Origin of the sequence: Streptomyces sp. NPDC057137, assembly GCF_042670825.1 — a bacterium.
Taxonomy (GTDB): domain Bacteria; phylum Actinomycetota; class Actinomycetes; order Streptomycetales; family Streptomycetaceae; genus Streptomyces.
Genome location: NZ_JBHUUW010000033.1, coordinates 54,146 through 71,309, shown reverse-complemented (window position 1 = coordinate 71,309; position 17,164 = coordinate 54,146). Strand labels below are relative to the sequence as shown.

Here is a 17,164-nt window from a genome sequence, read left to right as displayed (position 1 = left end):
CGATCGGCTGAAAAACGTTGGTCACTGGCGCGCGGTCAGCGTCCCCGTGTGTTCACGCACCTGCTCCGGCGTCAGATAGGCGTCCGTGAACTCGAAGTCGTGCAGCGAGGCCGGCTTCTGCGCCTGGAACCCGGTCCGTACGAAGTCATCCCCGGCGACGGCGTTGAGCACCCAGTTGGTCAGCACCCGCGCCTTGGCGACATTGGTCCGCAGCGCCGACCAGTGGTAGCCACGGGCGACGGCCTGGGCCGGCAGCCCGCGCAGTTCGACGCCCATGGGCTTGGAGACCGCGTCCCGGCCGCCGAGGTCGACGACGAGGCCCAGATCCTTGTGCTCGTAACTCTGGAGAGGCTGCTGACGCACCGTGGCGATGACATTGTCCGCGGCCGTACGGCCCTGCCGCATGGCGTGCTGGGCGGTCGGCGGGCAGATCGCGTCGCCGCCCTTCGTCAGGTCCGGCACGGCCCCCGCGTCGCCGAGGGCGAAGACGCCGTCGAGGCCGCCGACCCGCAGCTCGGGCGAGACCACCAGCCGGCCGTGCAGCGTCTCGGCCTCGAACGTGCCGACCAGCGGGCTCGCGACGACGCCCGCCGTCCAGATGAGCGTGCGGCAGGGCAGCACCCGGCCGTCGGTGAAGGTCACCTCGTCGGGGCCCGCCTTGGCGATCGACACCCCGAGCGACACCTCGATCCCGCGCTTGCGGAGGATGTCCAGGGCGGTGGCGCCGAGCTTGTCGCCGAGTTCCGGCATGAGCTTGGGGGCGATGTCGATGAGGTGCCACTTGATCTGCTTCGGGTCCAGCCGCGGATAGCGCCGCAGGGCGTTGGTGGTGACGCGCTGGAGGCAGGCGGCCGTCTCCGTGCCCGCGTAGCCGCCGCCGACCACCACGAACTGCAGGCGCGCCGCGCGCTCCTTCTCGTCCGGGCTGGCGTCAGCGATGTCGAGCTGTGCGATGACGTGGTCGCGTACGTAGGCGGCCTCGGCGAGTGTCTTCATACCGCGCGCGTTGTCGACGAGTCCCGGGATGTCGAAGGTGCGGGTGATGCTGCCGGGAGCCAGCACGATGTAGTCGTACGGCTGGTCCACGATCTCACCGGTGATCATCCGGATGACGCAGATCTTCGCCTTCGGATCCACTCCGATGGCCCCGCCGGGGATGATCCGGGTGCGGTGCTTCTTGCTGCGGCGCAGGGAGACCGCGACCGACTGCGGGGTCAGCACTCCCGAGGCCACCTGCGGCAGCAACGGCAGATAGAGCTGGTACGAGAACGGCGTGACCAGGGAGATCTCCGCCTCTCCCGGGCTCAGTTTCCGCTCCAGGCGGCGCACGCACGCCACCCCCGCGAAGCCTGCGCCCACTACGAGAATCCTCGGTCGTGCCACGGTGTCCATCCCTTCCGGGTCGTGCTGGGTCGCCCTTCACCTTCCCCGGGACGGGTTTCTCTCACGGACGGATCGGCTCCGGCGCGGACTTCACCGGACCACACCCGTGTCCCGCACGCCCGGATACGCCGGGAGGAGGAAGAGATCACTCTGATGCAGGGTCAGCAAGCGTGCATAACAGGGCATATCAGTACCCACCATGGGAAATCATCTGCCGGAATTCCGCGCTGCCGCCCGCCGTATCGACCGCCGTCAGTTCGTCACCCGCACCGGCGCCGCGGCCGTGCTCGCCTTCGCGGCGAACATGCCGACCGCCGGCGCGGCGAGCGCCCGCCGGCTCAACCCCAGGTACATCACCAAGAACCCCTTCACGCTGGGCGTCGCCTCGGGTGACCCGCTGCCCGACACGGCTCTGCTCTGGACCCGGCTGGCACCCGAGCCGTACACGGCGGACAGCGGCCTGCCCGCCGAGCGGGCCGAGGTGGAGTGGGAGGTCGCCCACGACGAGCGGTTCGCCGTGATCGTCAAGAGTGGCACCGCGACCGCCCACCCCGAGTTCCACCACAGCGTGCGCGTCGAGGTGCCGGGGCTGTCGGCCGACCGCTTCTACTTCTACCGCTTCCGGGTCGGTACGTGGATCAGCCCGGTGGGCCGCACCCGTACCGCCCCCGCGGCCGGGGCCCTGATCACCCAGCTCAAGTTCGCCACGCTGTCCTGTCAGGCCTACTACCACGGCTATTTCACGGCGTACAAGCATCTGGCCGCCGAGGACCTCGACGTCGTCGTCCACCTCGGCGACTACCTCTACGAGTACGCCGTGACGGCGGAGGGCGGCTCGCGGAAGTACACCGACCGCAAGCTCCCCGCGCACTACAACGCGGAGACGGTCACGCTGGAGGACTACCGGCTGCGCTACGGGCTCTACAAGTCCGACCCGGACCTGATGGCCGCGCACGCCGCGCACGCCTTCGTCGTCACGTGGGACGACCACGAGACGGAGAACAACTACGCCGACGCCACCCCGGAGAACGACGTACCGCCGGAGGAGTTCCTGCTCCGCAGGGCCGCCGCCTACCGCGCGTACTGGGAGAACCAGCCCCTGCGCACCCCGCAGCAGCCCAACGGCCCGGACATGCAGCTCTACCGCCGCCTGCACTTCGGACAGCTCGCCCAGTTCGACATCCTCGACACCCGGCAGTACCGCTCCAACCAGGTCCAGGGCGCCAACTGGCAGGTGCCGGGCGCGGAGTCGAAGGACCCCAAGCGCACCATGACCGGCGAGACGCAGGAGCGGTGGCTGATCGACGGCTGGAAAAGCTCGAACGCCACCTGGAATCTGCTGGCGCAGCAGGTGACGTTCGCGCAGCGCCGTGACAGGCCCGGGTCGGGCTTCAAGCTGTCGATGGACGCGTGGGACGGGTACACGGCCTCCCGTAAACGCGTCCTGGACGGTGCGAAGGCGGCCGGTCTCGACAATCTGATGGTGCTGACCGGAGACGTACACGTGGGCTACGGCTTCGATCTGAAGGAGGACTTCGACGATCCGAAGTCCCGTGTCGTGGGGACGGAGATCGCCACGACCTCGGTCAGCAGCGGCATGGACGGCGCGGAGAAGCCGTCCAACTGGTCGAACCTCACCTCGGCGAATCCGCATATGAAGTACTACAACGGGCGCCGGGGGTATACGACGTTCACGCTCGCGCAGGACAGGGCGACGGTCACGTTCAACACCCTGACGGCCGTGACGAAGCCGGGCTCCGCGCTCACCAGGGCGGCGTCGTTCGTCACGAAGGCCGGCGATCCGGGATTGACGCCCGCGTAACCCGGCGGCACGGAGGCCGTCATGGCCGTGTGGAATTCTCTCCAGCAGGCCTGACCGGAGTACCGCCCTCTGGTGGCACGGGCTCCTGAGGGACATGCTGTCGCCCGTGCCCGCACCTTTTCGGCCAGGGCAGCACGCACGAGCGCATGCGAGCCCGACCGGCCCACACGGCCAAGATCCTGGATCGAGCTGAGGACTTGAGATCACGGAGCACGGCGGCCGCACCGGCCGCCCGGAGACCGGGAAAGATCAACAGACCTGCCACACGGGCGAGTTGCTGTGGCAGACTGTCCGCCATGGCTGCGGTGGTGCTCGGGGGTGCGGAATGAGCGAGCCACGGTCGGCTCCGACGATCGGTCAGATCGTGCTCAGCAGACAGCTGTTGGCGCTGCGTGAGAAGGCGGGGCTCACCCGGGAGCAGTCCGGTCAGTTGCTGCGGGTCACGGCCGCCACCGTCCGCCGGATGGAGATGGCGGAGGTCGGGCTCAAGGTCCCGTATCTGCAGATCCTTCTTCCCGCGTACAACGTGCCGGACGAGGAGGTCGACGTCTTCCTCCGGCTGGCCGACGAGGCCAACAGACCGGGCTGGTGGCAGCGGTTCCACGATGTGCTCCCCGACTGGTTCAGCGGCTACGTCAGCCTCGAAGAGGCCGCGACGACCATGCGCTGCTACGAGCCGCACTTCGTGCCGGGGCTGCTCCAGACCGAGGAGTACGCGCGGCACATCCTGACCGCCGGGGCCCTGGGCCAGCAGCTCGCCGGCTCGGCCCGTATCGAACGCCAGGTCGCGCTGCGGATGGAGCGCCAGGCGCTGCTGACCCGTACCGACGCGCCCGTCTTCTGGGCCGTACTGGACGAGACCGTGCTGCGCCGGCACGTCGGGTCGGCGGACGTGATGCGCGGGCAGATCGACCGGCTGCTCGAAGCGAGTGAACTGCCGAACGTGACGCTCCAGATCGCCGAGTTCACCGCCGGGCATCACCCGGGCACCTACAGCCCGTTCGTCCTGTTCCGCTTCGGCATCCCCGAGGTGCGGGACATGGTCTACATCGAGTATCTGACCGGCGCGCTCTATCTCGACGAGGACGCCGAGGTCTCCGAGCACATGGAGGCCATGGACCGGATGGTGGCCCACGCGGAGTCCGCGGGCCGTACGAGGCAGTTGCTGTCCGACTTCCGCGACGCGCTGTGACCGCCGGAACCCGGCACCGGGCCGTGACCGGTGCCGTACCCCTCGTTCTTGCCACCCCCCTCTTCGGATCAGACAGCCAACGGAGCACCCCATGAACGCAGGTTCGCCAAAGTCCCAGGTCGACACGAGCAGGCCCCACCCGGCGCGGGTGTACGACTGGCTCCTGGGCGGCAAGGACAACTACCCCGTCGACCGGGCCGTCGGTGAGCAGCTGCCCGAGCTGGGGAAGCAAGGCGCCAGGCAGAACCGTGCCTTCATGCACCGGGCGTCCGCGTGGCTGGCCGGCCAGGGCATCGACCAGTTCCTCGACATAGGCACCGGCATCCCGACCGCGCCGAACCTCCACCAGATAGTCCAGGAGATCAACCCGAAGGCCCGGGTCGTCTACACGGACAACGATCCCATCGTGCTCCGGCACGCCGAGGCGCTGCTGTTCAGCACGGTGGAGGGCGGGACCGACTACATCCAGGCGGATGTGCGCGAGCCCGAGGCGATCCTCGACCACGCGCGCGGGCACCTGGACTTCGACCGGCCCGTGGCCTTGTCGCTCATCGCGCTGATGCACTTCATCCCGGCCGGCGACCGCCCGTACGAGATCACCCGCACCCTCCTCGACGCGCTCGCGCCCGGCAGTTATCTGATGCTCTCCCACGGCACCTTCGACTTCCACGAGGAGCTGAAGGCCCAGATCACCGGGACCTACGGCAAGGGCGGCATCGAGCTGAGCTTCCGCACCCGCGACGAGGTGGCGCGGTTCTTCGACGGTCTCGACCTCGTCGAGCCCGGACTGGTCACCGGCCCCGAGTGGTACAAGGACACGGCCGCGCCGGAGAGCGAGGGGCACGCCGCCCTCTACGCCGGAGTCGCCCGCCTCCCCTGACTGGGTGACCATGGGGGGTGGTGCCTATCGCGGGAGGAAGCCCCCCATGGCTTATCCGGAACGCTACGAGCTGGTCTTCGAGGAACCGACCCCGGCGGCGGACCCGACCGACCCGGCGCCACGCAAGGGCGTCGAACGGGACGCCGTGACGGTCCGGCGCACCGCCAGGGCCGGGGCGGGCGGCTTTCCGGTGTACGAGGACGAGACCGGCATCGTGCGCGCGGAGATCAGCGACCGGGGCGAGGTGCGGATGCTGGCCAGCGGGGGCCAGCAGGCGCTCAGCACGCCGGTGACGGCGCGGTCGCTCGACTCGTGAACGGCCTGGCCCCGTCCCCCGGTGATCACTTTCGGTGATCGCTGAGGGGACGGGGCCAGAAGTTTTCACGGTGCCGGAGTCACCGGACCGGATTCACAGGGGCGTACGCAGACCGGAGAGGCCGTCGCGCCAGGCGGGGAGCAGCTTCTCGGCGAGGCGCGCGTCCAGCACGGCCGTCGCGTCGACGCCGAAGGCCACGTCCGTCTCCAGCCACGGCTCCTCCTCCAGCAGCCCGCCGACGACCTCGTCGCGGACAAGCTGTTCGTGGGCCGCGTCGCCCGCCACGTGCTCGGCGTAGAAGTGCACGGCCGCCTCCCCCGCGTCCACACGCCGCATGGCCTCCGCCAGCCGGCGGGAGGCGGGCGACGAGACCACCTCGACGGCGGCGAAGTGCCCGACCAGCGCGCCGCGGAGCGCACGGTGCAGGCCGAACATCGACATCAGGTTGACGCTCGCCAGCATCTCGCCCGCCGCCACGTCGACGTACCGGCCGTACGTCGTGTCCAGGCCGAGGTCCGTCATGAGGCCGGCGTAGAGCCGTGAGTGCATGCGGTCCGCCCGGCCCCCGCCGAACTCGGCGAACTCGACCGCGGCCATGGCCGCCTTGGCGCGGCCCCGGAGCCGGGGGATCACCCAGGCGTGCGGGTCGGCCTCCTTCAGGTGGTAGACGGAGCGCTGGGCGGCGTACTCCCGCAGGTGCCACAGCTCGCCCTCGTCCCTGAGGTAGTGGGACGCGCTCGCGCCGTCCGGCGATTCGACGAGGAGGTCGGCGAGCGCCTCGTCGATGTCGGTGCGGCGTTTGGTGTCCGCGCGCAGCGCGTCGAGGAAGCGGCGTTCGAGGTCGGCGCGGAAGGCGAGCAGCGCGGGGTCCCACTCCCAGGCGGGGTCGACGCCGCAGAATCCGCGGTAGTGCAGTTCGTAGCAGAGGTAGAGCGCGAGGTGCAGGTCCTCGCCGTACGGGGCGGCGTCGTCGGCCGTCCCGCTCGGCGGAAAGGGGGTCCCGGAACCGGGGCGGCCACGCAGGGCACGGACGACTCCGTAACTGAGGTCGCCGCGGCCCGTCGGCAGAGCGGGCCCGGTCGGCCGGACGTCGGCGTTCTCCACTGACTTCACTCCTTGACCTGATCGAACTGATCAGCGTGCTCGGTTCGATCATTCTCGCCGCTTTGGCCGACCTGTCCCCTTTCGAAGATGCCTTGTCGGTGACCGCTCCCGGACCGTGGGTAACGTCCCGCCGCGCCTCGTGCCCGCCCGTCGGCGCCGTCCGTTCCCGGCCCTCCGGGCGGCCCGCCCGCTTCGGTCCCGGCGCGGTGGGAGCATGCCGCCGTTCGGGTGGTCCGGCCCCGTCGGCCCGGACCACCCGGAGCTGTCACCGCCCGCCGCCGGGGGTCAGCGGGCCGGCAGTGCGTCCAGCCACTCGGTCAGGAGAGCGTTGACCTCGTCGGCGCGCTCCTGCTGCACCCAGTGCCCGCAGCCTTCGACGATGTGCGAGGAGACCAGGCCGGGAAGGGTGGTGGGGAAGTTCTTCACGGCGTCCGCCATCCACGCGAGGGAGGCGTCGAGACCGCCGCCGATGAAGAGGGAGGGCTGGGTGAGCGGGGCGCCGTGCCAGGCGGCCAGGTCCGCCCAGTCCCGGTCGACGTTGCGGTAGCGGTTGAGTGCTCCGGTCGGCCCGGTCCGCTCGAACTCGCCCGCGTAGTGGTCGAGGTCGGCCGGCGAGAGCCAGGCGGGCAGCGGGCCGGTGGGGAACCGGTCGCGGAGCCTGCCGCCGGGCGGCACGAAGAAGAGGTTTCCCTCGCCCTCGGGCGGCAGCGTGTCACCCGAGAGCCCCGTGTAGAACCCGGCCAGCCAGCCGCGGATGTCGGGCTCGATCTCGGCCTCGGCGCGGCCGGGGGTCTGGAAGTAGCTGACGTAGAACTCCTCGTCGCCGCCGATCCGCGCGAACGCCTCGGTCGGGCGGGGGCCGCCGCGCGGCGCGTACGGGACGCTGAGGAGCGCGGCCGCGGTGAACATGTCGGGGCGCAGCAGCGCCGAGTCGGCGGCGATGTTCGATCCCCAGTCGTGGCCGACGATCGTCGCGGTCTCCTCTCCGAGGGCGTGGACGACACCGACGTTGTCGGCGACATGGGCGAGCATCCGGTAGTCCTCGACGGCCGACGGCTTCGAGGAGCGTCCGTAGCCGCGTACGTCGACGGCCACCGCGCGATACCCGGCGGCGGCGAGCGCGGGGAGCTGGTGGCGCCAGGAGTACCAGGACTCGAGGAAGCCGTGGACCATGAGGACGAGGGGGCCGGTGCCCTGTTCCACCAGGTGGATCCGGCCGCCGGGGACATCCACCAGGCGGTGTTCGGCGCCGGGCGGGGTGACGGGGGTGGCTGCCGCGGGCGGCGTGGTGGGGTCCGGCATGGGTCCTCCTCGGGGTGATCGTTTCCGCTCACCATCATTCGGCGGTCGCGGTGCGCGGGCCAAGAGAACTTGCCGGGTCGGCAAAGTCCGCTGTCGCGTGCCGTCGGACCGGCCTTGCGTAGGGTGCGTTTCCATGGCGGATCGACGGGTCAATACAGGTGGGGCGGGCGCGGGGGCCGATCTCCATCTGGAGCTGAGCGGACGGGGATCGCGCCGGGAGCAGTTGATGCTCGCCCTGCGGGACGCCATCACGTCGGGCCGGCTGGCGCCGGGCACGCGGCTGCCGCCGTACCGCACGCTCGCCGTGGACCTGGGCATCGCCCGTAACACCGTCGGTGAGGCGTACGCCGAACTCGTCGCCGAGGGCTGGCTCACGGCCCGTCAGGGGTCGGGTACCCATGTCGCCTCGCGCGCCAGGCCGCTGCCGGTCGCCAGGGATCGCGCCCGGCCTTCCGCGCCCGCGGCGCCCGCGGTGGCGTACGACTTCATGCCGACGTCGCCGGACGCCTCCGCGTTCCCCCGGTCCGCGTGGCTGACGTCGGCGCGCCGCGCGCTGAACGACGCGCCGAGCGACGCGTTCGGCGTGGGTGACCCCCGGGGTCGTGTCGAACTGCGCACGGCGCTCACCGAATATCTCGCCCGCGCCCGTGGCGTACGTACCGCGCCCCACCGGATCGTCGTCTGCGCCGGTTTCGCCCATGCCTTGCGCGTCTTCGGGGAGGTGCTGGACGGGACGGTGGCCGTCGAGTCGTACGGGCTGGCCTTCCACCGTTCGCTGCTCACCGGTGCCGGGCTGCGCACGGTGCCGCTGACCGTGGACGCGGACGGCGCGCGGACCGCCGAACTGGACGCGGTCGACGCCGGGGCCGTACTGCTCACGCCCGCGCACCAGTTCCCGACCGGGGGTCCGCTGCGTCCGGAACGGCGGACGGCGGCCGTGGACTGGGCGCGCGCCTCGGGGTCGGTGGTGCTGGAGGACGACTACGACGGGGAGTTCCGCTACGACCGGGAGCCGGTGGGCGCCGTGCAGGGGCTCGATCCCGACCGGGTGGTCTATCTGGGGTCCACGAGCAAGAGCCTCTCCCCCGCGCTGCGGCTGGGGTGGATGGCGCTGCCCGAGGGGCTCGTGGACGACGTCCTCGCCGTGAAGGGCAGCCGCGAGATGTGGACCGGCGTCTCCGACCAGCTCACCCTCGCCGACTTCATCGCCTGCGGCGCGTACGACAGACATGTACGTCTCATGCGGCGCACGTACCGGCGGCGGCGCGACCGGCTCGTCGCGGTCCTCGCCGAGCGGGCACCGCACATCGGGGTCAGCGGCATCGCGGCCGGGCTGCACGCGGTGCTGGATCTCCCGCCGGGCACCGAGCGGGACACGGTGCGCGCGGCCGGTGAGCTGGGCCTCGCGCTGGCAGGGCTCGGCGCCTTCCGGCACCCGGACAGCACCATGCCGCCGCGCGACGGTCTGGTGATCGGCTTCGGCGCCCCGCCCGACCACGCGTTCAACGGCGCGCTGGAGGCGCTCTGCGCGGCGCTGCCGCCGGCTTCGTAGATCCCGCTCCGCGCACCGAGTGATGACACCACATGGTGCAACCACTGTCCGGTTGCTATGGTCGGTCGCATGACCGCCATGACGCTCCGTATCCCGGACGAGATCAACGCATCGATCAAGGCGGGGGCGGCAGCCGCCGGTCTGTCCCTCAACGCCTACATCGTGCGCGCCGCTCAGCGGCAGGCCGTGCTCGACTCCGCCCGCCGGCTCGCGTCGCTCGGCCTCGGCGACGACTTGAGCGGCGAGGGCGACGCCCTGTGAAACGTGGTGAGATCTGGACGCTCGGGGACGGGCGCAACGTCCTGATCGTCTCGCTGGACGGCCTGGAGGAGGCGTACGGCGCGGTACTCACCGTCGTACTGCACGACGCCGGGCGCTACCCCGACACCGCGATGTCCGTGGTGATCGACGACCCGCTGCCCTGCACCGCCGTCGCGGTCAACCTCCAGCAGCTGAGGGTCACGCGCTTCGACGGCGCGAAGCTGCTCGGCCCGGTCGACACGGCCGTGATGGAGCGCATCAGCCAGGCACTGCGCGCGGTGCTCGACCTCTGATCGCCGCTGAGCCCCGGTTCACCAGGGCTCAGCGGCTCTCGTCGGCCGGCGCCGGAGCGACGGCTACTGGCTGCTGCTACGGCTACGGCTGCGCCACCAGCCGGAACGTCTGGTTGGCCGCTTCCGTGCAGGGCTGCTGCGTGAGCGTCGCGCCGTTCGCCGTACCGCCGCTCACCGTCAGGCACTTGTTGCTGTGTCTGGCGGCGAACCGGTAGCGGTCGGTGGTCCCGATCCGCTGCGGCTGCCACTGCTGGTTCGTGGCGCCGGTGTAGCTCCACAGATGCGCGCGGGCGCCGTCGGCAGTGGCACCGACGCCTCCGTCGACGTCCCACACCTTGCCCGCGTGCCGGTTGACGACCTGGTGGTAGCCGTTGGTGGTGGGTCTGAACTGCCAGGTCTGGTTGTTGGCCGCGGGCGCCGAGCAGGACCACTGCTGGAGTGCGGTGCCGTCCGCCGTACCCCAGCCGGTCGCGTCGAGGCACGCGTTGCTGCCGCTGTTGACGACCTGGTACCACTTCGCGGGGTCGATGGCGCCGTCACCCGGAGTGCCGGTGTCGGTTCCGGTCCACACGAGGGTGGCGACGGCGCCGGCCGGCAGTGTGTACGTGGCCGAGCGGCCGGCGTCCGTGACGGAGAACGTCCGGGCCGCGCTTGCCCCGTTGACGACGTACGCCGCCTTGCTGCCGTCCGGGTTCTGCCAGACGACGTTCTGCACGCCGCCCGCGCCCTGGCTGGTGGAGCCGATGCGCGTGGCGCCGGGCTTGACGAACTTGGTCAGATGACCCAGGACGTAGTACTCGGCGTTGCGCGTGACCGTGTTGCCGTTGATCTCGACCACGCCGTTGCAGCGGGTGGTGCAGTGGCCTTGGTGGGGGCCGCCGGCCTGGTTCAGTGCGAGGTTCCACATGATCGTGGTCTCGCCGCCGTTGCGCATGTTGGCCACGACCAGGTTCTCCGCGTGCCACTTCAGCGTGTCGGCGAACGTGGTGGCCGGGTTGTCGCTGTCGGTGCCCGAGCACTCGGTGAAGAAGACCCGCTTGCCGGCCTGCCTGATCTGCGACTGGCTGGTGGGCTGGCCGCCGTAGCAGTGGAACGCCGCGCCGATCACGCGGTTCATGCCCGGCGTCTCGGAGAAGACCTGGAGCGGGTAGTTCGGGTGGTCCCAATTGTGGTCGTACGCGAGGAGGTTGGTCGGCAGGTTCGCCGCCGTCAGGGTGCGGTCGAGCACCTTGAAGAACGCCGCCTGCTCCGAGGCGGTCATGCTCATCGACGGATAACTCGTCGCGAACTCGGGCTCGTTCTGCACTGTGAGGTCGGTGAGCTTGAGGCCCTGCTGCTGGTAGCCCTGGATGGCCTTCACCAGATAGTCGGCGTATTGCTGGTAGCGGTCGGTGCGCAGACTGCCGCCGTTGAGGCTGTTGTTGGTCTTCATCCACGCGGGCGGTGTCCACGGGCTGCCCATGAAGCGGATGGCGGGGTTGATCGACACGGCCTGCTTGAGGACGGGGATGATCGCCTCGTGGTCACGGCCGAGGTTGAAGTCCCCCTGGTTGTCCTCGTAGGTGTAGGCGGCGCCCTGGTTGAAGTCGGTGCCACCCAGCGGCTGGCGCAGGTAGTTGATGCCGATGCCGTCGCCCTGGGCGGAGAACAGCGAGGTCATCAGCGCGTTCTTCTGTGCCTGCGGAAGCTGGTTGATCAGATGCCCGGCCGCGCCGGTCACCGAGGCGCCCGCCCCGGTGAACTGCTGCTCGCGCTGCGCCGGGTTGACGTTGATGTCGATGGCCTGCGGTGTGGAGTTGAAGGTGATCTGGCCGTCCGAGGCCAGCTTGCGGCTCCCGTCGGCCGTGGAGATCCACACCTGGGCGGTGGGGTCGGCGGCCTGCGCGGTACCGGACGAGGTGAGTCCGAGGCTGCCGCCCAGCGTGAACACGCTGAGTGCCACGGCGGCTTTGCGAACGACGTTTCTGTGCAGGGTTCTTCGCATACGTGGGGGCTCCTGCCGGTTCATGTGTCGAACGAATCGCCCGCGGCCCCGGGGCGTCCCGCACCGTGGCCGGGTGGTGCGTCGGCGACATGAAAGCACGCTTACTAAGTACTTAGTAAGTCGTCGTGCCGAACTTGTTTCAGGCGGGACTCGCACCGGGCGCGCGACGCCCTGACCGTGATCCGGAGCGCCGTAGACTGCGCCCGGTGAGCAACAGACGAGCGGGGGAACGGGGCGGCGCGGCGGCCGGGCCCGCCCAGCCGCGTACGCCGCGCAGCGCGGGGGCACGCCAGCGGCGCGAGGAGATCCTGCGTATCGCCATGGAGACGTTCGCGGCGCGCGGCTACAACAACGCGTCGCTGGCGGAGATCGCGGATCGCGCGGGGCTCACCCAGGCGGGCGTGCTGCACTACTTCCGGTCCAAGGAGCTGCTGCTCACGAGCGTCCTCGAACTGCGGGACCAGACCGACATAGAACAGCTCGGCCCCGACCGCCCCCGCGGTCTCGCCTTCCTGCGGCATCTGATCGACACCTCGCGCCGCAACTCCGAGCGGGAGGGCATCGTACGGCTGTACGCGGTGCTCTCGGCGGAGAGCGTCACCGACAGCCACCCCGCGCAGGCGTACTTCCGCAACCGGTACACCGGGCTGCGGGCGTTCGTGGTGGACGCGCTGCGTGAGGCGGCCGAACTGGGGGAAGCGCGCGAGGACCTGGACGTCGAGAACGTCGCGAACGCCATCATCGCGGTGATGGACGGGCTTCAGGTGCAGTGGCTGCTGTCGCCGGATTCGGTGGACATGGCCGCGTCGACGGAGCGTGTGGTGTGGTCGCTGCTGGCGTCGATCGCACCCCCGGCACACTGACACGGCGGGTCCGATCCGCCGTCAGGCGCAGTGTGCCGCCCGCCGCTTGGCGCGGATCAGACCGGCCGCCCACTCGCACCACTCCGCCGTCTCGGCCTCGTACCGGATGCCGCGCCTGGTCGGGGCGCCGTTCACTTCTCGGCGGGCCGGGCGCGTACGTGCATCTTCTCCCCCTGCCGGCCGAAGATCGTGAGGAATTCCACCGCTTCCGTACCCGCGCTCGCCCACCCGTGCGGCGTGCGGGTGTCGAACTCGGCGGCCTCCCCGGCGCCCAGCACCAGGTCGTGCTCACCGAGACGCAGCCGGAGCCGGCCGGCCAGGATGTAGAGCCATTCGTAGCCCTCGTGCGTTCGCTGTTCCAGTTCACCGGTGTGCTGCGGGCCGGCCGGGATGATCTGCTTGTACGCCTGGAGCCCGCCGAGATGGCGGGTCAGCGGCACGAAGGTCATGCCGTACCGAGTGAAGGACCGCAGATGGACGCGGGGGTCGCCGGTCGGGGGCGCGTCCACCAGCTCGTCGAGTTGCACGCCGTACGCCTTGGCGAGCGGCAGGAGCAGTTCCAGGGTCGGCTTGCGACCGCCGGACTCCAGACGGGACAGCGTGCTGACCGAGATCCCGGTCGACTCGCTCAGCAGGGCCAGTGTCGTACCGCGATCACGGCGCAGCGCGCGCAGGCGCGGTCCCACGCCGTTGAGGACGGTCGAGAAGTCGTCGTCAGCCATGATTCCATTTGCCACCTCGGCAAGTAATTTTGTCAAACCGCGACGGGTGGACGGACCATCTCCAGCAGATGGAGGTGCTTCGCATGAAGACACAAAAAGTAGATTTCGATGTCGTGGTGATCGGTGGCGGACCCGCCGGACTGAGCGGGGCGCTGACCCTCGCGCGGGCGCGCCGCTCGGTGCTGGTGATCGACGCCGGCGAGCCGCGCAACGCCCCGGCGTCCGCCGTCCACAACTACCTGGGTCGCGAGGGCGTCGCGCCCGGCGAGCTGCTGTCCGTGGGACGCGAGGAAGTGGCGGGCTACGGGGGCGAGTTCCTGGCCGGCCGGGTGGCGACGGTCAAGGGATCGGCCGCCGACGGGTTCCGCGTCGTGCTCGAAGAGGGCGCGGCCGTGCCCGAGGTGACGGCGCGCAGGCTGCTGGTGACGACGGGGCTGGTCGACGAACTGCCGCCGGTTCCGGGTGTCACCGAGCGCTTCGGGCGCGAGGTGCTGCACTGCCCGTACTGCCACGGATGGGAGGTGCGCGACACGCCCATCGGCATCCTGGCGACCGGGCCGCTCGCGGTGCGCCAGGCCCAGATGTGGCGGCAGTGGAGCGATGACGTGACGCTGTTCCGGCACACCGCGCCCGAGTTCGACGACGAGCAGTACGAGCAACTGGCCGCGCGTGACATCGCCGTCGTGGACGGGGAGGTCGTCGCCCTGGAGGTGACGGACGACCGGCTCACCGGCGTCACGCTGGCCGGCGGCCGGGTGATCCCGGTCCGTGCGGTGGTGGTCGCGCCGCTGTTCACCGCGCGCGGGGGCGTCCTCGCGGACCTGGGGGCAGCCGCGGTCGACCGGGAGATGGCCGGTCATGTGGTCGGCAGCTACGTCCCCACCGACCCGGCCGGGGCGACATCCGTACCCGGCGTGTGGGCGGCGGGCAATGTCGCCGATCCGACGGAGGTCGTCATCGGCTCGGCGGTGGCGGGGCTGCGGGCGGCAGCGGCGATCAACGGGGATCTGATCGCCGAGGAGACGGCGCGGGCGGTCGAGGCGCGGCGGACGGTCGGGCGACGTGATCGGCACAAGTGACAGCAGTTCCAGCGGTGACAGCAGTGACAGCAGTGACAGAGCGCAGGACCAACTCGGCGAAGGAGAAGCGGTAATGACCCACGGCCACACCTCGACGGACACGGACACCGACACGGACAACGGCACCGGTGGCACCGGTGGCACCGACGGCGGCACGAACGAGGAGTTCTGGGACTCGCGTTACGGCGAGAGCGACCGTATCTGGAGCGGGAACCCGAACACGATCCTCGTCCGGGAGGTCGCCGATCTGAAGCCCGGCCGGGCCCTGGACCTGGGATGCGGCGAAGGAGCCGACGCGATCTGGCTGGCCGCCCAGGGGTGGCAGGTCACCGCCAGCGACATCTCCGGGGTCGCCCTCGCCAAGGCGCGGCGGCACGCCGCCGAGGCGGCCGCGGACGTCGCCGGCCGTATCGACTGGCAGCGCCACGACCTCGGGGTCTCCTTCCCCGCCGGGACGTACGATCTGGTCTCGACGCACTTCCTGCACACCCCGGGCGACATGCCGCGCGAGCAGATCCTGCGGACCGCCGCCGCGGCCGTCGCGCCCGGCGGGGTGCTCCTGATCGTCGGGCATGCCGGACTCCCGTCCTGGGAGCCCGTCCCCCACCCCGAGGTGCACCTCCCGACGCCGGACGACGTCGTCGCATCGCTCGAACTGCCCGACGGGGAGTGGGAGGTGCTGCTCAGCGAGGAGCACGAGCGGATCCAGATCCGGCCCGACGGACAGCCCGGTACGCGTACGGACAACGCCGTGAAGGTCCGCCGCCGCGCGGTGTGACGGACCTCCGCGTCCTGATCGCCGGGCGGGTGGCTGCTCAGCCCGTCCGGCGGTCGAGGACATCCGCCAGCGCCGTCCGCAGGTCGGCGGCGTCGCGGTGGAGCACCCCGGTCATGCCGAGCGCGACGGCGGCGTCCACGTTCTCCTGCCGGTCGTCCACGAAGAGGCAGCGGTCCGTGGACACGCCGGCCCGCTCGACGGCGATCTCGTAGATACGGCGGTCGGGCTTGGCCACGCCCACCCGGGAGCTGTTGACGACACCGTGCGCGAGGTCGGTCAGCCCGAGGCGGGCCAGGTCCTCGTCGAGCCAGGGCGTCGCGTTGCTGACGAGCACCAGCGGACAGTGCTCCCGGACCTGCCGGAGCAGGTCCACGACCGCCTCGTCCACCCGGAAGGCGGCCGTGCTGAACGCGTACGCCAGGGCCTTGGCCTCGTACGACGACACACGCGGCAGGAGGCCCCGGACGATCGAGTCCGCCCACTGTTCGCGGGTGATCGCGCCGAGCAGCAACGGCAGATCGTTCTCCGGGGCGTATCCGACGGCCGCCGTGGCGCCCTCCGGCAGTCCCGCCGCCCGCTCAAGACGCGTCACCTCGGACGTGTCGTAGAAACGGATGACGCCGTCGATGTCACACAGCACGGCGTCGAAGGGCAGGCCCACGGGCCCCGGCCGGTCCGCTCGTGCCTCATGCGCTCCCATGCCCGCGGCCCTCACCCTGTCCGCCGATCCCCCGCTCGCGTGGGCCCGTTCGTCAAGCGTGCCGCCTCCACGTAGGCGCGCACAAGCGGGCGGTTGTCGTCCGCCCGCCAGGCCAGGGCGAGTTGGGCGGGCGAGAGACCGGCGACCGGGCGGGTGACTACGCCCGGACGTGCCACCAGCGGCGCGTTACCGCCGGCGAGCAGGCAGACGCCGAGCCCGTCGACGAGCGCTTCGTACGTCTCGTCGGGGCTCGCGATCTCCGCGCCGATCACCGGCGGGCGGCCGGCGCGCGCGTCGATGGCGAGCCAGTGGTCACGCAGCGGTCCCGCGCTCTCGGGCAGGGCGAGGAACGGCTCGTCCAGCAGGTCGCCGAAGTCGACGCTCTCGCGCTCCGCCAGGCGATGGGTCTCGGCCAGTGCCACCAGCCGGGGCTCCTCGGCCATCACGATCCACCGGTAGCGGCCGGCGTCCGGCAGCGGCAGCCAGACGAAGGCCACGTCGCTCGCGCCGTCCGCCAGCCCGGCGGTCGTGTCGGACCAGCTGACCTGGTGGAGCGTCAGGGTGGCGGCCGGGTGCGCCGCGGTGAAGCGTGACCTGATCGCGGGCAGCATGCCGCCCCGGCCCGGACTGGTGCTCATCCCGACGGCCAGCGTGGCCCGCTGCGCCGCCTTCGCCTCCTCCAGCGCGACCACGCCCGTGTCCCAGTCGGCCAGCACACGCCGGGCGTGCGGCAGGAGCGCCTCGCCCGCGCTCGTGAGCCGTACGCCGTGCCGGTCCCGGTCGAACAGCGGCGCGCCGAGGGTCCGCTCCAGTGTCCGGATCTGCTTGCTGAGCGCGGGCTGCGAGACGAAGAGGCGCTCGGCGGCGCGCGTGAAGTGAAGTTCCTCCGCCACGGCGACGAAGTAGCGGAGATCCCGGCCGTGCACGTCCATA

Annotated in this window: 17 protein-coding genes; 10 read left to right on the top strand and 7 right to left on the bottom strand. The window is 71.0% G+C overall.

The window, feature by feature from the left end; all coding sequences use genetic code 11:
* Nucleotides 1-21: 21 nt before the first annotated feature.
* Nucleotides 22-1,383 carry an NAD(P)/FAD-dependent oxidoreductase gene (locus ACFT9I_RS24415; protein WP_382567436.1) on the bottom strand — a complete coding sequence of 454 codons (1,362 nt, stop codon included), beginning with the start codon at nt 1,381-1,383 and terminating at the stop codon, nt 22-24.
* Between the two features lie 199 nt (nt 1,384-1,582).
* On the opposite strand from ACFT9I_RS24415, the gene ACFT9I_RS24410 reads away from it, so the two are divergent.
* The 4 genes from ACFT9I_RS24410 (at nt 1,583) to ACFT9I_RS24395 (ending at nt 5,593) form a co-directional block, all read left to right on the top strand.
* Complete coding sequence (locus tag ACFT9I_RS24410; RefSeq protein WP_382567434.1) at nt 1,583-3,205, top strand: alkaline phosphatase D family protein; 1,623 nt, start codon at nt 1,583-1,585, stop codon at nt 3,203-3,205.
* A gap of 325 nt (nt 3,206-3,530) precedes the next feature.
* Complete coding sequence (locus tag ACFT9I_RS24405) at nt 3,531-4,397, top strand: helix-turn-helix domain-containing protein (protein ID WP_382567432.1); 867 nt, start codon at nt 3,531-3,533, stop codon at nt 4,395-4,397.
* A 91-nt stretch (nt 4,398-4,488) separates the two neighbouring features.
* The gene (locus tag ACFT9I_RS24400; RefSeq protein WP_382567430.1) at nt 4,489-5,277 is read left to right on the top strand and encodes an SAM-dependent methyltransferase; all 789 of its coding nucleotides are present in this window, start codon (nt 4,489-4,491) and stop codon (nt 5,275-5,277) included.
* Between the two features lie 46 nt (nt 5,278-5,323).
* The gene (locus tag ACFT9I_RS24395; RefSeq protein ID WP_382567428.1) at nt 5,324-5,593 is read left to right on the top strand and encodes a DUF6296 family protein; all 270 of its coding nucleotides are present in this window, start codon (nt 5,324-5,326) and stop codon (nt 5,591-5,593) included.
* A 93-nt stretch (nt 5,594-5,686) separates the two neighbouring features.
* Here ACFT9I_RS24395 and ACFT9I_RS24390 read toward each other — a convergent pair whose 3' ends face one another.
* Both ACFT9I_RS24390 and ACFT9I_RS24385 read right to left on the bottom strand, forming a co-directional pair.
* Nucleotides 5,687-6,697 carry an iron-containing redox enzyme family protein gene (locus ACFT9I_RS24390; protein WP_382567427.1) on the bottom strand — a complete coding sequence of 337 codons (1,011 nt, stop codon included), beginning with the start codon at nt 6,695-6,697 and terminating at the stop codon, nt 5,687-5,689.
* Between the two features lie 285 nt (nt 6,698-6,982).
* Nucleotides 6,983-7,999: an alpha/beta fold hydrolase gene (locus ACFT9I_RS24385; RefSeq protein ID WP_382567425.1), complete on the bottom strand. Its 1,017-nt coding sequence runs from the start codon at nt 7,997-7,999 to the stop codon at nt 6,983-6,985.
* 133 nt (nt 8,000-8,132) lie between these two features.
* On the opposite strand from ACFT9I_RS24385, the gene ACFT9I_RS24380 reads away from it, so the two are divergent.
* The 3 genes from ACFT9I_RS24380 to ACFT9I_RS24370 all read left to right on the top strand — a co-directional run bounded on the left by ACFT9I_RS24380 (nt 8,133) and on the right by ACFT9I_RS24370 (nt 10,105).
* Nucleotides 8,133-9,551: a PLP-dependent aminotransferase family protein gene (locus ACFT9I_RS24380; RefSeq protein ID WP_382567423.1), complete on the top strand. Its 1,419-nt coding sequence runs from the start codon at nt 8,133-8,135 to the stop codon at nt 9,549-9,551.
* A 69-nt stretch (nt 9,552-9,620) separates the two neighbouring features.
* Nucleotides 9,621-9,812 (top strand): toxin-antitoxin system HicB family antitoxin, encoded by a 192-nt coding sequence (locus ACFT9I_RS24375; protein ID WP_382567421.1) that lies wholly within the window; start codon nt 9,621-9,623, stop codon nt 9,810-9,812.
* The gene (locus ACFT9I_RS24370) at nt 9,809-10,105 is read left to right on the top strand and encodes a hypothetical protein (protein WP_382567420.1); all 297 of its coding nucleotides are present in this window, start codon (nt 9,809-9,811) and stop codon (nt 10,103-10,105) included. The genes ACFT9I_RS24375 and ACFT9I_RS24370 overlap by 4 nt, the downstream gene beginning before the upstream one ends.
* 82 nt (nt 10,106-10,187) lie before the next feature.
* Here ACFT9I_RS24370 and ACFT9I_RS24365 read toward each other — a convergent pair whose 3' ends face one another.
* Complete coding sequence (locus ACFT9I_RS24365; protein ID WP_382567418.1) at nt 10,188-12,113, bottom strand: RICIN domain-containing protein; 1,926 nt, start codon at nt 12,111-12,113, stop codon at nt 10,188-10,190.
* 182 nt (nt 12,114-12,295) lie between these two features.
* Between ACFT9I_RS24365 and ACFT9I_RS24360 the strand changes: the two genes are divergently transcribed.
* Complete coding sequence (locus ACFT9I_RS24360; protein ID WP_382567416.1) at nt 12,296-12,952, top strand: TetR family transcriptional regulator C-terminal domain-containing protein; 657 nt, start codon at nt 12,296-12,298, stop codon at nt 12,950-12,952.
* A 131-nt stretch (nt 12,953-13,083) separates the two neighbouring features.
* Here ACFT9I_RS24360 and ACFT9I_RS24355 read toward each other — a convergent pair whose 3' ends face one another.
* Complete coding sequence (locus ACFT9I_RS24355) at nt 13,084-13,674, bottom strand: helix-turn-helix domain-containing protein (protein ID WP_382567414.1); 591 nt, start codon at nt 13,672-13,674, stop codon at nt 13,084-13,086.
* A gap of 83 nt (nt 13,675-13,757) precedes the next feature.
* On the opposite strand from ACFT9I_RS24355, the gene ACFT9I_RS24350 reads away from it, so the two are divergent.
* On the top strand, nt 13,758-14,753 hold the full coding sequence (locus tag ACFT9I_RS24350; protein ID WP_382567413.1) for an NAD(P)/FAD-dependent oxidoreductase: 996 nt from the start codon (nt 13,758-13,760) through the stop codon (nt 14,751-14,753).
* 73 nt (nt 14,754-14,826) lie between these two features.
* On the top strand, nt 14,827-15,531 hold the full coding sequence (locus ACFT9I_RS24345; RefSeq protein WP_382567411.1) for a class I SAM-dependent methyltransferase: 705 nt from the start codon (nt 14,827-14,829) through the stop codon (nt 15,529-15,531).
* Nucleotides 15,532-15,568: 37 nt separating this feature from the next.
* Here the strand turns inward: ACFT9I_RS24345 and ACFT9I_RS24340 are convergent, their stop codons facing one another.
* Together ACFT9I_RS24340 and ACFT9I_RS24335 are read right to left on the bottom strand one after the other, a co-directional pair.
* Complete coding sequence (locus tag ACFT9I_RS24340; RefSeq protein WP_382567409.1) at nt 15,569-16,231, bottom strand: HAD-IA family hydrolase; 663 nt, start codon at nt 16,229-16,231, stop codon at nt 15,569-15,571.
* Nucleotides 16,232-16,242: 11 nt separating this feature from the next.
* Nucleotides 16,243-17,163, bottom strand: a complete 921-nt coding sequence (locus ACFT9I_RS24335; protein WP_382567407.1) for a LysR family transcriptional regulator — start codon at nt 17,161-17,163, stop codon at nt 16,243-16,245.
* Between the last annotated feature and the right edge of the window lies 1 nt (nt 17,164).

What these genes read in the sequence shown, in the direction of transcription:
- ACFT9I_RS24405 (WP_382567432.1), top strand. Translation starts at nt 3,531, where the DNA reads ATGAGCGAGCCACGGTCGGCTCCGACGATCGGTCAGATCGTGCTCAGC.
- ACFT9I_RS24380 (WP_382567423.1), top strand. Translation starts at nt 8,133, where the DNA reads ATGGCGGATCGACGGGTCAATACAGGTGGGGCGGGCGCGGGGGCCGAT.
- ACFT9I_RS24375 (WP_382567421.1), top strand. Translation starts at nt 9,621, where the DNA reads ATGACCGCCATGACGCTCCGTATCCCGGACGAGATCAACGCATCGATC.
- ACFT9I_RS24410 (WP_382567434.1), top strand. Translation starts at nt 1,583, where the DNA reads ATGGGAAATCATCTGCCGGAATTCCGCGCTGCCGCCCGCCGTATCGAC.
- ACFT9I_RS24395 (WP_382567428.1), top strand. Translation starts at nt 5,324, where the DNA reads ATGGCTTATCCGGAACGCTACGAGCTGGTCTTCGAGGAACCGACCCCG.
- ACFT9I_RS24400 (WP_382567430.1), top strand. Translation starts at nt 4,489, where the DNA reads ATGAACGCAGGTTCGCCAAAGTCCCAGGTCGACACGAGCAGGCCCCAC.
- ACFT9I_RS24335 (WP_382567407.1), bottom strand. Translation starts at nt 17,163, where the DNA reads ATGGACGTGCACGGCCGGGATCTCCGCTACTTCGTCGCCGTGGCGGAG.
- ACFT9I_RS24340 (WP_382567409.1), bottom strand. Translation starts at nt 16,231, where the DNA reads ATGGGAGCGCATGAGGCACGAGCGGACCGGCCGGGGCCCGTGGGCCTG.
- ACFT9I_RS24355 (WP_382567414.1), bottom strand. Translation starts at nt 13,674, where the DNA reads ATGGCTGACGACGACTTCTCGACCGTCCTCAACGGCGTGGGACCGCGC.
- ACFT9I_RS24365 (WP_382567418.1), bottom strand. Translation starts at nt 12,113, where the DNA reads ATGAACCGGCAGGAGCCCCCACGTATGCGAAGAACCCTGCACAGAAAC.
- ACFT9I_RS24350 (WP_382567413.1), top strand. Translation starts at nt 13,758, where the DNA reads ATGAAGACACAAAAAGTAGATTTCGATGTCGTGGTGATCGGTGGCGGA.
- ACFT9I_RS24345 (WP_382567411.1), top strand. Translation starts at nt 14,827, where the DNA reads ATGACCCACGGCCACACCTCGACGGACACGGACACCGACACGGACAAC.
- ACFT9I_RS24385 (WP_382567425.1), bottom strand. Translation starts at nt 7,999, where the DNA reads ATGCCGGACCCCACCACGCCGCCCGCGGCAGCCACCCCCGTCACCCCG.